This is a genomic window from Nocardioides bizhenqiangii, assembly GCF_034661235.1.
Taxonomy (GTDB): domain Bacteria; phylum Actinomycetota; class Actinomycetes; order Propionibacteriales; family Nocardioidaceae; genus Nocardioides; species Nocardioides bizhenqiangii.
This window is the reverse complement of record NZ_CP141059.1, coordinates 3,726,724-3,739,708: the sequence shown is the minus strand read 5'-3', so window position 1 is coordinate 3,739,708 and position 12,985 is coordinate 3,726,724. Positions and strand designations below refer to the sequence as shown.

Here is a 12,985-nt window from a genome sequence, read left to right as displayed (position 1 = left end):
ACGGGCAGAGAGACTCGCGCGTTCGAGTTTTCCTGGGCGTTACACGGCGAAACCTCGGCGTCAACAGGCCGTGCCTACGGTCAGGGCCATGGCAGTGATGTCCGCGCCCGACGACGAGTGGCAGCCGGTGTGCCGGGTCGCGGAGCTCGAGGTCGACCGCGGCGTCACCGCGCTCGTCCACGGGCAGGCCATCGCCATCTTCCGGACCGCCGACGAGGCGGTCTACGCGCTCGGCAACCACGACCCGTTCGCCCGGTCCGCAGGAGGCGGGCTCGCCAAGGGCATCGTCGGCCGACGGGGCGAGATCCCCTTCGTGGCCTCGCCGGCCCACAAGCACGCCTTCGACCTCCGGTCGGGCCGGTGCCTGGAGGACAACCACGTGTCGGTGCCGTCGTACGCCGTCAAGGTCGTCGACGGGGTCGTCATGATCGGGCACCGGCGGGTCGACGCCGCCTGAGGTCTGGCGCCTACGCCAGGGCTCGGTCGATCAGGACTGCGAGCTCGTCGCTGACGAGGTCGGACCGCTCGAACGGCAGGTAGTGGCCGGCGTCGGGCGCGACGAGCAGCCGCGCACCGCGGATGCCGGCCGCCAGCTTGGCGGCGTGGTGGGGTGGCGTGAGCCGGTCGCGGGTACCGACCAGCACCGTGGTCGGGACGCCGTCGAACGCGTGGAGACCGCCGATCCGGTCGTGCAGCATCATGTCCTTGAAGAAGCCGGACATGGTCTCCGGCGAGCAGTTGATGAGCTGGTCGACGACGTGGCCGACGTCGCGGGGCCGCTGCGGCTTGCCGAGGAGGACTCGGCGGGCGACCTGCCGCTCGATCACCGGGAACCGCTGGCGCTTGCTCCTGCTCAGCAGCCGCGCCCGGGTGGCGAGGACGAAGGGCAGCCGGTCCCGCACGAACGGGCCCACCTCGGGCAGACCGAGCGTGACCGTGTGCAGGTCGCCGCCCGACGTCGAGACGAACAGCACGCCGACGATCCGGGGCAACAGGTCGGGTCGCTCCTCGGGGATCGCAGTCACCGCCATGCCGCCGACCGAGTGACCCGCGATGACGATCGGCCCGTCCGGGGCGGTCGCGTCGACCACGGTGCCGATGTCCCGCGCCAGGTGCGGGATGGTGCAGTCGGCCTCGACCGGCTGGTCGGACTGCCCGTGGCCGCGATGGTCCCAGGTGACCACGCGGATCCGGTGGCCGTAGCGGGAGAGCAGGTCCCGCACCTGGTAGTGCCAGAGGGACTCGTCCGCGGTCCAGCAGTGCGACAGCAGCACGGTCAGCGGTGCGTCCTCGGGTCCGTGGACCGTCACCTGCAGGGTGAGACCGTCGTCGGTCGTCACCCGCCGAGCGGTCAACGGGTCTCTTCGTCGAGGGGGACGGCGTGCACCAGCGCCGTGGCGATCGCGGCGACACCTTCCCCGCGGCCGGTCAGCCCGAGGCCGTCGGTCGTCGTGGCCGACACCGTGACCGGCGCTCCGGCCGCGTCGGACAGAGCCGACTCCGCCTCGGCGCGGCGGGCGCCGAGCCGCGGGCGGTTGCCGATCACCTGGACCGAGACGTTGCCGACCGCGAAGCCCGCGGCGCGGACGCGACGGACGGTCTCGCCCAGCAGCGCGGCGCCGGCGGCGCCCGCCCAGGCCGGGTCCGCCGTACCGAAGTTGCTGCCGAGATCGCCCAAGCCGGCCGCGGAGAGCAGCGCGTCGCACGCGGCGTGGGCTGCGACGTCGGCGTCGGAGTGGCCGTCGAGGCGGTGCGTCTCGTCGGGCCAGCTGAGGCCGGCCAGCTGCAGCGGCGGGTCGTCGTCCGCCCGGGGCACCAGGCGGTGGACATCGGTGCCGATACCGGTCCGGATCGATCCCGGTGTGGGCGGTTGGGTCACGGGCTGATCATGCCTGAGTCACAATCAGGGTGTGAGGACGTCCCGAAGCTGGTGGTGGCTGTCCGGCGTCGTCGTCGGCGCGCTCGGCCTCGGCATCAGCTATCTGGCGGCCGGACTGCTCCGGGTGCGGGAGTCCCCGGCGGTGGCGGTGGCCGAGGGAGTGATCGACCTGACGCCCGGATCGGTCGCGCGGTGGGCGATCGAGACCTTCGGGACCCGCGACAAGGCGGTGCTGCTGGCCGGGATGTTCGTCATCCTCGCGATCGTCTTCGCGTTGCTCGGCCGGGCGGCACGCACCCGTTGGTGGGTCACCGTCGTCGGCTACGTCGTGCTCGCCGTCCTCGCCGGGATCGCGGTGGTCGCCAAGCCCGGCTTCACGGTTGTCAACATCGTGCCGGTGATCGTCGGGTTCGTGACCTGGCTGATCGGGCTGGCCGTGATGGCCGAGCTGCTGCGCCGCTGGGAGCTGGTCGAGGCCTCCGACGACGCGGCCACCGACCCGACCCACAGCCGACGCGGGTTCTTCGTCGCCGCCGGCGCCGTCGGCGGCGTGGCACTGCTGTCGGCGTTCCTCGGCAAGCTCGCCGGCAACACCCGCGATCAGGTCGAGAAGGACCGGCGCCTGCTGCGCATCGACGAGGCCACGAAGCCGGTCGTGCCGCGCGGGGTGAAGGTCGACGTCGAGGGCGTGCGGCCGTGGCAGACCTCGGCCGACGACTTCTACCTGATCGACACCGCGATCCTGAAGCCCAACATCCGGCTGAAGGACTGGGAGCTCCGGATCCACGGCATGGTCGGGCGTGAGCTCGTCCTCTCGTACGACGATCTTGTCGCCCGCGGCATCTCCGAGGACTGGATCACCCTCAACTGCGTGTCCAACGAGGTCGGCGGCGACCTGATCGGCAACGCCTGGTGGAGCGGCGTCCGGCTGGCCGGGATCCTCGCCGAGGCCGTGCCCGACGAGGCCGCCGACGCGGTGCTCCAGACGTCCGAGGATGGTTGGACCTGCGGCACCCCGCTGTCCGTGATGACCGACGACCGCCACGCGATGCTCGCGGTCTTCATGAACGGCGAGCCGCTCACCGTCGAGCACGGGTTCCCGGTGCGGACGATCGTGCCGGGGCTCTACGGCTACGTGTCGGCGTGCAAGTGGGTCGTCGACATGGAGGTCACCACCTTCGACGCGATCGAGGCGTACTGGACGGGCAAGGGCTGGTCCGAGCAGGGCCCGGTGAAGCTCGCGTCCCGGATCGACGTGCCCGACGACGGCGCCGACGTGTCCGTCGGCACGCTCGTGTGCGCCGGCACGGCGTGGATGCAGCACACGGGGATCGAGGGAGTCGAGGTCTCGCTCGACGGCGGCGCGTGGACGGCGGCGACCCTGGGCCGGGTCCCCAGCGAGGACACGTGGGTGCAGTGGCGGGCCGAGATCGAGGTCGACGAGGGGGACCACGACCTGCGGGTGCGCGCGATCGACAAGAATGGCGACGTGCAGACAGGTGTGGAGCGCGACGTCCTGCCCGACGGTGCCACGGGGTGGCACACCATCGACTTCAGCGCGTCGTGACGGGCGCGACCTCAGCCCCGGCGGACTTCGCCGGGCTCGCCGGCGGCGCGCTCGTCGTCGGCGGCTCGGGCGGCATCGGTCGTTGCGTCGCCGAGATGTTGATCGAGCGGGGCGCCCGGGTCGCGGTGACGCACCGGACCCGACCTTCGCAGGTGGGTGAGGCGTCGTACGCCGTCGACCTGGAGTACCGCCGCGAGGTCGGCCGGGTCGTCGACCAGGCCGTCGCCGACCTCCGCGGCCTGCACACCGTCGTCCACGCCGCCGGCCCGCACGTGCCGATGGTGCACCTGTCGCGGGTCGACCCCGACGCCATGGCCGGCCAGCTCTCCGCGGACGCGGCCGGCTTCTTCGCCGTCGCCCACGCCGCCCTGCCCGCCCTGCGCGCCTCGGCCGGGTCGCTGGTCGCGGTGACGACGGCCGCCACCACGCGCTTCCCGATCCGCGACGGTCTCTCCTCGGCGCCCAAGGCCGCGGTCGAGGCGATGGTGCGGGCGCTGGCGGTCGAGGAAGGCCGGTACGGCGTCCGCGTCAACGCCGTCGGCCCCGGGATGCTCACCGACGGCATGGCCGAGCGGCTCATCTCGTCCGGGGAGCTCGACGACGAGGCCCTCGAGATCACCCGCGGCAACATCCCCCTGCGCCGGTTCGGCTCCGCGCGCGACGTCGCCGAAGCCGTCTGTTTCCTCGCCTCCCCCCGCGCGGGCTTCATCTCCGGCCAGAAGCTCGACGTCGACGGGGGTTACGGCGCCTGACCGCGAATCGGGGGACCTTGCCCGTCGAATCGGGGGACTTTGCCTGTCGAACCGGGCGGGTTCGCCCGGCAAACTTCCCGGATTCGCGGAACTACCAGTTGGTGGCAGCGCGCGGGTTCGGGAGCGGGTGGGCGGAGTCGGTGATCACGTAGGCCAGGCCGCCGGATGCTTCGAGCCAGAGGCGCTCGAGCTGCCCGCGGTCATAGGTACGGCGGACCCGGCGGCGTGAGTCGGCGGCCGGGTCGTTGACCACGACGTTGCCGTTGGCGCGCACGCCGACCAGCACCAGGAGGTGGCCGTCGGACGATCCGATCGGTGCGCCGTCCAGCTGGCCCGGCCCGAACGCGATCGACACGACCACCGGGATCCCGGCTGCCAGCAGCCGCTCTGCCTCGCGCACCGACCTGAGCCGGGTCACGAACGCCTTGCCGGCGAGCGGTGCGGCGTACGCGGTGTTGAAGGGCCAGTTGCCGGTGCCGTCGTAGGCATGGTCGTAGGTCATCCGGGCCGCGTGGTCGACCCACGGGTCGACGTGGCCGCCGGGCACCCAGCGGTAGCGGCGGGGGACGGGCAGCCGGTCGTAGTACCCGAGCACCATCGAGGTCGACGTGGGTGAGCACCATGCCTCGCCGCCGCTGCCCCACCGCGGGTAGTGACCGCGGTGCACCATCTGCGAGAAGCGGGGCACCTGCAGCACGGTCCCGCGGGCGGCGCCCGGCGCGGACGTGGGGCCGGCGGAGGCGGGGAGGCGGGACGTCATCGCGGTCGCCAGGTCCAGGCTCGGTCGGTACGCCGCGCCGGACCGCCGGGCGAGCACGACCCGGAGCTGGTAGCCGGACAGCCCGGAGGTGCGCCAGGTGTCGACCGCGACGCTGGTGCCGTCGTCCGACTGGCCGGAGACGGTGCCGCGCCGGAGGTGGTGGTCGCCGGACGTCCAGCGTCCGAGCAGGTCCCACGACGTGCGCCCACCGCTGCCGCCGCGGCCGCGGACCTTGACCTCGATCCAGCTGTCCTTCGGCGTCCTGGCCGACCACGACGCGATCAGCTCGGTGAAGGCGTAGCCGGGCTCGACCCAGGGAGACGTCCAGCGCGCGACGTCGTAGGACCGGCCGCCGGCCGTTGCCGACCCGACCGGCTGGTGGAAGGCCAGCCGCCCGTCGCCCGCCGTCGTCCCGGCGAGGTCGCCGCGGCGCCACTGCCGGGAGCTGTCCCACCGGGTGAGGGTGATCTTGCGCTCGCGATCGCCACCCGCCGCGGCCACCGCGACCGCGGAGCCGTCCGGCCGGTCGGTCGAGCTGCACGCGCCCACACCGGTGAGAGCGAGGAGCCCAGCGAGCGCGGCGGCGATCAGACGCATGCCCTGACGGTAAGTCACATCAGTCACTTCTGTCACACAGCGGGCCGATTGCCGATGCGGGCAGGCGGGGTGCTCGTCCCTAGACTGGCCCGGTGACGTTCAGGCTCTATGACACGGCGACCCGCGAAGTCCGTGACTTCGTGCCCCTCGAGGAGGGCAAGGCGGGTCTCTACGTGTGTGGCCTGACCGTGCAGAGCGAGCCGCACGTCGGTCACGTGCGCTCCGCGGTGAACTTCGACGTGCTGCAGCGCTGGCTGCGCCACCTCGGCTACGAGGTCACCTTCATCCGCAACATCACCGACATCGACGACAAGATCCTGATCAAGTCGGCCGAGCAGGGACGACCCTGGTACAACCTCGCCTACGCAATGCACCGCGAGCTCGACCAGGCGTACGACGCGCTCAACGTCGCGCCGCCGACCTACGAGCCGGCGGCGACCGGGCACGTGCCCGAGATGATCGAACTGATCGGCGAGCTGATCGGGCGCGGCCACGCCTACCCGGCGGAGGACGGCTCGGGAGACGTCTACTTCGACGTCCGCTCCTGGCCGTCGTACGGCGAGCTGACCCATCAGGGCGTCGACGACATGGAGCCCGCGGCCGATGCCGACCCGCGCGGCAAGCGCGACCCGCGCGACTTCGCGCTGTGGAAGGGCTGGAAGAAGGAGACCGAGCCGGAGACGGCTGCCTGGCCGAGCCCGTGGGGGCCTGGCCGACCGGGCTGGCACATCGAGTGCTCGGCGATGGCCGGCAAGTACCTCGGTCCCGCCTTCGACATCCACGGCGGCGGCGTCGACCTCAGGTTCCCGCACCACGAGAACGAGCAGGCGCAGTCCCGCGCGGCCGGGAGGCCGTTCGCGACGTACTGGATGCACAACGCCTGGATCACCACGTCGGGCGAGAAGATGAGCAAGTCGCTCGGCAACTCGCTGCTGGTCCCGGCAGTGCTGGAGAACTATCGCGGCATCGAGCTGCGCTACTACCTGGTCGCCGCGCACTACCGGTCCCACGTCGAGTTCTCGTTCGAGGCGCTGGACGAGGCGGCGGTGGCGTTCCGGCGGATCGAGAGCTTCCTCGAACGAACCGGGGTCTCGACCTCTTCGACAGGCTCTGGGACCGCGACCACCGACGGCGGCGGACCGCCGCAGGCCTTCGCGGACGCGATGAACGACGACCTCGGTACGCCGGCCGCGGTGGCCGTGCTGTTCGACGTGATGCGGGAGGGCAACCGGGCGGACGATCCGGCGCCTCATGCCGCACAGGTGCTGGCGATGCTCGACGTCCTCGGCCTGAACCCCGCCGACCCCGTCTGGGCCGACACCGGTGCGGGCGCGCAGGACGACAAGCTCAAGAGCGCGGTCGACGCGCTCGTGGCCGGTCTGCTCGAGGAGCGGACCCGGGCCCGCGAGGCGAAGGACTGGGCGCGCGCGGACGCGATCCGCGACCAGATCAAGCAGGCCGGCATCGAGGTCACCGACACCCCGGACGGCCCGACATGGACGGTGAACTGATGCCCGGGGTTTCGAGACGCCCGACGCTCGTCCCTCGCGACGGGCTCCTCAACCACCGACAAAGGACACTTCGTGCCAGGTAATTCCGCGCGACGCGGAGCGATCCGCAAGCAGAGCAAGAAGCCCACGGCCGGGTCCGGCGGGCGGGTGAAGCGCGGCCTCGAGGGCAAGGGCCCGACGCCGCGCGCCGAGGACCGGCCCTACCACAAGGCGCACAAGGCCAAGCAGGCCAAGGAAACGGGCGGGAAGCGCAGCGGAGGCCCCCGTCGCCGTACCTCTGACGCCGAGTGGATCGCCGGCCGCAACCCCGTCGTCGAGGCGCTGCGCGCGCGGGTGCCGGTCACGTCCGTCTACGTCGCCGAGGGCGCCGAGCGCGACGGACGGCTGCGCGAGGTCTTCAAGCTGGCGGCGGAGCACGGCGTCGGACTGCTCGAGGTCAGCCGCGGCGAGCTCGACCGGCTGACCAACGGTGCGGTCCACCAGGGCATGGCGGCGAAGATCCCGGCCTACGAGTACGCCCACGCCGACGACCTGATCGCCGCCGCCGAGGAGATGGGCGAGAAGCCGCTCATCGTCGCCCTCGACGCGGTCACCGATCCCCGCAACCTCGGTGCCGTCGTGCGCAGCGCAGCAGGTTTCGGGGCGCACGGCGTGGTGATCCCCGAGCGCCGGGCGGCGTCGATGACCGCCTCCGCCTGGAAGACCTCGGCCGGCGCCGCGGCCCGGATCCCGGTCGCGCAGACGGTCAACCTGACCCGCCAGCTCAAGGCCTACCAGGACGCGGGGTGCTTCGTGATCGGCCTGGCCGCCGACGGCGACCTGACCCTGCGCGAGCTCGCCGCCGACGCCGACCTCGCCGGCGGTCCGCTCGTCCTGGTCGTCGGGTCCGAGGGCGACGGCCTGCACCGGCTGGTGGCAGAGACCTGCGACCGGCTGGTCTCGATCCCGATGGCCGGGGTGCTGGAGTCGCTCAACGCCGGAGTAGCCGCGTCGGTCGCTCTCTATGCGATCGCCGAGGCGCGGGCGGGGTTGTAAGGGCGGATGTCCCGGCTTCGCGGCTGGCTACCCGCGGCGGCGTACGTCGTCGTCTGGCTGCTCCTGTCCGCAGTCGCCGCAGCGGGGTTCTTCCTCACCGGGGAGCGGACCGTCGACGTCGCCAGCCATGAAGCGAGGGTGACCGCCGACTTCAGCGGTGAGGTCACGGTGCGGACCGGGCCGGTTCTGCCGGACGTGCGCAAGGACTCCGGGTCGTTCGTGGGGGTGGAGATCGAGCTCGGGAAGACCGACGCCACGTCGGTCGAGCAGCTCGTCGCCCGCTATGCCGCGATCGGCAGCAACCCCGACGCCCCGATCGAGAAGGTCGAGACGGCAGTGCGGGACATGGCGGTCGACGCGATCGCGCGCGGGCTCGCGCTAGGGATCATCCCGCTGCTCGTGTGGAGGCTCCTCGGAGAGCGGCGACGCCGTGAGGTGGTCGACGCCCTCCCGACGAAGCGCGGCGTGGTGGGCCTGCTCGTCGTGGCGCTGGTGGTGATCGGGCTGACCGCGCCGTGGCGTGGCCTGGGTGCCGCGTCGAGCCAGCAGCCCGAGCGGTGGGTCCCGCTGTCGACCTTCGTGGGTCCCTCGGTCGAGCTGCCCGAGGAGCTGGCGGACGTCGAGGTCCTCGGACCAGCGGGCGGTGGTGTGCAGCGGTTGGTCACGAGTGCCATCGACTCCTACGACGAGGGCACTGAGTTCTACCGGCAGGCCGCCGAGGACGCGGCGGACCTGGAGCTGCGGCAACCCGAGGAACAGGAGACCGTCGTGCTCCTCCTGTCCGATCGCCACGACAACGTCGGCATGGACCAGGTGGCGCGGGCCATCGCCGACCGAGGTGGCGCAACGGCGGTGTTCGACGCCGGCGACGACACCTCGACGGGGGAGAGCTGGGAGGCGTTCTCGCTCGACTCCCTCGACGAGGCCTTCGAGGACTACGACCGCTGGGCCGTGACCGGCAACCACGACCACGGCACCTTCGTCCGTTCCTACCTCGGCGACCTCGGCTGGACCTACTTCGACGACGGCGAGGTGGTCGACGGCCCCGGCGACACCCGGATCCTGGGCGCCGACGACCCGCGCTCGAGCGGCCTCGGCAACTGGCGCGACGAGACCGGTCTCACTTTCGAGGAGCTCCGCAGCCGGCTGGCAGAAGCCACGTGCGACGCGGAGGAGGACGGCGACCGGGTCGACACCCTGCTCGTCCACGACCGCAACCTCGGTGACGAGGCGCTCGAGCGCGGATGTGTCGACCTGGTGGTCGGAGGCCACACGCACACGCAGTTCGGGCCGGAGCCGATCAGGGGCAGCAACGGTGAGCTCGGCTACGAGTACACCGTCGGCACGGCGGGCGGGGCGGCGTACGCGATCGCACTCGGCACCAAGCTGCGCCGCCCGGCCGGGTTCGCGTTGATCACCTACCGCGACGGCGAACCGGTCGGCATCCAGTCGGTGGGTGTCCTGACCACCGGCAGGTTCACGGTCGACCCCTACGTCGAGCTCGAGTACTGAGTTCTAGGGTGTTCGCGTGGGAACGAGTGTGGAGCGGCTGCTGCCGACGGACGATGCCCGAGCGCTGCTGGAGCTGACCCGCGAGATCGCCACCAAGGAGCTGGCGCCGCAGGTCCAGGCGGCGGAGGAGGCGGGTGAGTTCCCCGCGTCGGCGTACCGGCTGCTGGGCCGGTCCGGCCTGATGAGCCTCCCGTTCGACGAGGAGTACGGCGGCGGCGGTCAGCCCTACGAGGTCTACCTCCAGGTCATCGAGGAGATCGGCCGGGCCTGGCCGAGCGTCGGCGTCGGCACCAGCGTCCACAGCCTCACCGCCACCGTCGTCGCGGCCAACGGGTCGGACGCGCTCAAGCAGGAGTGGCTGCCCAAGATGCTGAGCGGTGACTGGCTGGGCGCCTACTGCTTGTCGGAGCCGCAGGCCGGCTCCGACGTCAGCGCGATCCGGACGGCGGCCGTGCGTGACGGCGACGAGTACGTCGTGACCGGCACCAAGCAGTGGATCTCCAACGGCTCCTGCGCCGACTACTACATCCTCTTCGCGCGCACCGCGCCGGACCCGAAGCGCGGCCTGTCTGCGTTCCTGGTGACGGACGGCACGCCCGGCATGAGCTTCGGCGCGCCCGAGAAGAAGATGGGGCTCGCGTGCGACGTCACCACCCAGGTGCTGTTCGACCGCGCCCGGATCCCCGTCGCGCAGCTGGTCGGCGAGGAGAACCGCGGCATGCAGGTCGCCCTCTCCGCGCTGGACGCCGGTCGGCTCGGGATCGCCGCGGTGGCGACCGGCATCGCGCAGGCCGCGCTCGAGCACGCCGTCGAGTACTCCAAGGAGCGCTTCCAGTTCGGCAGCCCGATCAGCGACAACCAGGGCCTGCAGTTCATGCTCGCGAACATGGCCGCCGAGGTCGAGCGGTCGCGAGCGTCGTACCTCCACGCCGCGCGGCTCAAGGACGCCGGTCGCCCGTTCTCCCGGCAGGCCTCGGTCGCGAAGGTGACCGCCACCGACGCCGCGATGAGCGTGACCACCGACGCGATCCAGGTGTTCGGCGGCAACGGCTACACACGGGAGTACCCGGTCGAACGCCTCTTCCGAGACGCCAAGGTCACCCAGATCTTCGAGGGCACCAACCAGATCCAGCGGATGGTCATCGCGCGCGACCTGCTGCGCTGACGCCCGCCTAGGGGGCGTAGAAGTGCTGGTAGTCCGGCGCTGCCCACCTGCCGCCCCACTCCCAGCCGATCTCCCGGAACGCCTCGACGACGACGTCGTCGGCGACGATCACGCCCGGCAGTGCCGGGGAGCCGGGGGAGCGGTCGAGGGCGGCGAACCGGCGACCCGAGGGCGGCTGCACTGACCCCTCGACGACGTACGGGTTCTCCACCGGGTTGATGTCGACCGCGGCGCCGTAGGCATGTGCCGACCAGTGCTCCTGGCCGGCGACGGTGCGGCAGTTGAACGCCGAGGTGTTGTCGGCGGCCATCGAGCGGTCGTCGTCACCTCCGAAGTCGCTCACCGGTCGCATCTGGCGGATCGGCCAGCGCGCGTCGTACAGGCGGCGGAAGACGGTGGCCACGTCCGTCACGTATCGCTCGTGGACGACCACCGCTCCGCGGTGGTCGCGTCCGTCGAAGCCGACGTAGGTGAGGCGCACGCGCCGCAGGTCGCGCCACGGGACGGGGCACCCCGGTCCGTGGCTGGATGCCATCTCGGCACGCAGCACCGGGCCGATCCTCCGGACCGAGAAGGCGTACGCCGACGCTGACCCGGACGGCGCGTCGACTCCGGCGGACTCCGCCGGTCGTGCGGACAGGCCGGTGCACGCGCGAAGCGTTCCCCACTGCTGCCGCGCATCGGCGGCGGCGTCGCCGACCACGCGCCGCGGCAGCCCGTCCTCCCGGATCCGCGCGGGGAGCCAGGTGTCTGCGATGACTCGGCCGTCGGCCACGCGCAGCCTGAGCGCCCCGGTCTCAGCCTGGCTGTTGTGGTACCAGACGAAGTTGCCGAGTCCGTAGGCGACGTAGGTGTCGCCGAGCCATCCGGCACCCTGCAGCACGTGAGGATGGCTGCCGACGACCACGTCAGCGCCGGCATCTGCGAGGTCGCGGGCGAGGGTGCGCTGTCCGGCGTTCGGGCAGGGGTCGTACTCGGTGCCCCAGTGCACGTAGACGACGACCAGCTCGTCCCGGTCCGCCGCCGCGCGCACCGCGTCGAGCAGTGCGCCCGTGCGGGTGTCGCGAGCGGATGCGATGCCGGGAGTTGTACGGCCGGCCGCCCAGCGCGAGCTCGTGCCCTCCCGCGCGGACGCGTCCGCTGCGAAGACGGCGACGTCGGTGCCGCGGACCGTCACCTGGTGCGGCGTGAAGGCGGCCTCTCGGTCCTTCCCGACACCCACGACCGGAACCGGGCTCTCGGTCACCGCTCGAAGCGTGTCGGCGAAGCCGACCGCGCCGTAGTCCGCGGCGTGGTTGTTGGCGAGACCGACCACGTCGACGCCTGCGCGGTCGAGCAGATCGAGCGCGGCCGACCTCGTGCGGAACCAGTAGCGGTCGTCGGTGTCCTCGAGCTGCTTCGGGTCCGGGGTGCCGCGCGTGGTGATGGAGCTCTCGAGGTTGACCATCGTGATGTCCGCGGCGCTCAGCGTGTGGGAGATGGGTCCCAGTCCTTCGCGCGGACGGCGGAGGAGCCTCCCGAGATGGGCCTCGAAGTGGATGTCGCCGGCGAACGTCAGGAAGATCTCCTCGCCACCGGCCCCGTTGGTGTCGCGGTCGCGGTCGCGGTCGCGGTCGCGGTCGGCCGTCCCACGGTCACCAGGGGCGTCGTCCGGGGTGTCGCAGGCCGTGACCAGGAGCGCGGCGAGCAGCAGCCCCACCGCGGCTGCTGTACTCCGGCGCATCGGACGCACCTCCTGGTCCCGAGCATCCCTCCTCTATGGGTGACGCAGCAGTGGCGCGAATGGTTGCCGGGTGCGGGCGCTTGGTTTGAACGTCCCTGAGTCGGGATCCGGGGCCTGCGGGCTCTAGGCTTCGAATGAGACATTCCCCGGTTGGTCTGCCGGGCCAAGGTGCTGCCCCGCCAGGCGGGCCTTACCCTTTACTGCGATCCCCGGTTGGTCTGCCGGGCCAAGGTGCTGCCCCGCCAGGCGGGCCTTACCCTTTACTGCGATCCCCGGTTGGTCTGCCGGCAGGGCCCGCCTGACTTTGAATCAGGACTAGCGACGTAGGTTCGACTCCTACCCGGGGAGCAAAATTCGGCCATTCCCGCCACCCCGGGTGAACGGCAGGTGGACACTCTGTGAACACCGAGACCGCGGGAGCTCCAATGCCAGAGCAAGAATCCGTCATCGTCAAAGGGCGAACCTTCGAACCGCCGGGCAAGGG

At 71.8% G+C, this 12,985-nt stretch carries 11 protein-coding genes and 1 tRNA gene; 8 read left to right on the top strand and 4 right to left on the bottom strand.

The genetic code is table 11. The features are described from left to right. The first annotated feature begins 88 nt into the window (after positions 1-88). Entirely contained in the window at positions 89-457 is a 369-nt protein-coding gene (gene nirD / locus SHK19_RS18175; RefSeq protein WP_322456160.1) for a nitrite reductase small subunit NirD, read from the top strand. 10 nt (positions 458-467) lie between these two features. Here the strand turns inward: nirD and SHK19_RS18170 are convergent, their stop codons facing one another. After that, positions 468-1,340: an alpha/beta fold hydrolase gene (locus SHK19_RS18170; protein ID WP_322456161.1), complete on the bottom strand. Its 873-nt coding sequence runs from the start codon at positions 1,338-1,340 to the stop codon at positions 468-470. 11 nt (positions 1,341-1,351) lie between these two features. Next, positions 1,352-1,879, bottom strand: coding sequence for a 2-C-methyl-D-erythritol 2,4-cyclodiphosphate synthase (ispF, locus tag SHK19_RS18165; protein WP_322456162.1), 528 nt, complete (start codon positions 1,877-1,879; stop codon positions 1,352-1,354). A gap of 31 nt (positions 1,880-1,910) precedes the next feature. On the opposite strand from ispF, the gene SHK19_RS18160 reads away from it, so the two are divergent. Then, positions 1,911-3,446 (top strand): molybdopterin-dependent oxidoreductase, encoded by a 1,536-nt coding sequence (locus SHK19_RS18160; protein ID WP_322456163.1) that lies wholly within the window; start codon positions 1,911-1,913, stop codon positions 3,444-3,446. Next, positions 3,443-4,198, top strand: a complete 756-nt coding sequence (locus SHK19_RS18155) for an SDR family NAD(P)-dependent oxidoreductase (protein WP_322937073.1) — start codon at positions 3,443-3,445, stop codon at positions 4,196-4,198. The genes SHK19_RS18160 and SHK19_RS18155 overlap by 4 nt, the downstream gene beginning before the upstream one ends. Positions 4,199-4,289: 91 nt before the next feature. Here the strand turns inward: SHK19_RS18155 and SHK19_RS18150 are convergent, their stop codons facing one another. Then, the gene (locus SHK19_RS18150) at positions 4,290-5,555 is read right to left on the bottom strand and encodes a C39 family peptidase (RefSeq protein ID WP_322937072.1); all 1,266 of its coding nucleotides are present in this window, start codon (positions 5,553-5,555) and stop codon (positions 4,290-4,292) included. A 92-nt stretch (positions 5,556-5,647) separates the two neighbouring features. Here SHK19_RS18150 and cysS point away from each other — a divergent pair, with 92 nt between their 5' ends. From cysS to SHK19_RS18130, 4 genes are all read left to right on the top strand, one after another. Further along, complete coding sequence (gene cysS / locus SHK19_RS18145) at positions 5,648-7,066, top strand: cysteine--tRNA ligase (RefSeq protein WP_322456166.1); 1,419 nt, start codon at positions 5,648-5,650, stop codon at positions 7,064-7,066. Between the two features lie 72 nt (positions 7,067-7,138). Then, entirely contained in the window at positions 7,139-8,101 is a 963-nt protein-coding gene (gene rlmB / locus SHK19_RS18140) for a 23S rRNA (guanosine(2251)-2'-O)-methyltransferase RlmB (RefSeq protein ID WP_322456167.1), read from the top strand. A gap of 6 nt (positions 8,102-8,107) precedes the next feature. Continuing rightward, entirely contained in the window at positions 8,108-9,613 is a 1,506-nt protein-coding gene (locus tag SHK19_RS18135; RefSeq protein ID WP_322937071.1) for a metallophosphoesterase family protein, read from the top strand. A gap of 16 nt (positions 9,614-9,629) precedes the next feature. Beyond that, positions 9,630-10,778, top strand: a complete 1,149-nt coding sequence (locus SHK19_RS18130; RefSeq protein ID WP_322937070.1) for an acyl-CoA dehydrogenase family protein — start codon at positions 9,630-9,632, stop codon at positions 10,776-10,778. 7 nt (positions 10,779-10,785) lie between these two features. On the opposite strand, the gene SHK19_RS18125 is transcribed toward SHK19_RS18130, so the two are convergent. Beyond that, on the bottom strand, positions 10,786-12,501 hold the full coding sequence (locus SHK19_RS18125; RefSeq protein ID WP_322937069.1) for a CapA family protein: 1,716 nt from the start codon (positions 12,499-12,501) through the stop codon (positions 10,786-10,788). A 269-nt stretch (positions 12,502-12,770) separates the two neighbouring features. On the opposite strand from SHK19_RS18125, the gene SHK19_RS18120 reads away from it, so the two are divergent. Further along, positions 12,771-12,849: transfer RNA gene (locus SHK19_RS18120), tRNA-Gln, on the top strand. Positions 12,850-12,985: the final 136 nt, after the last annotated feature.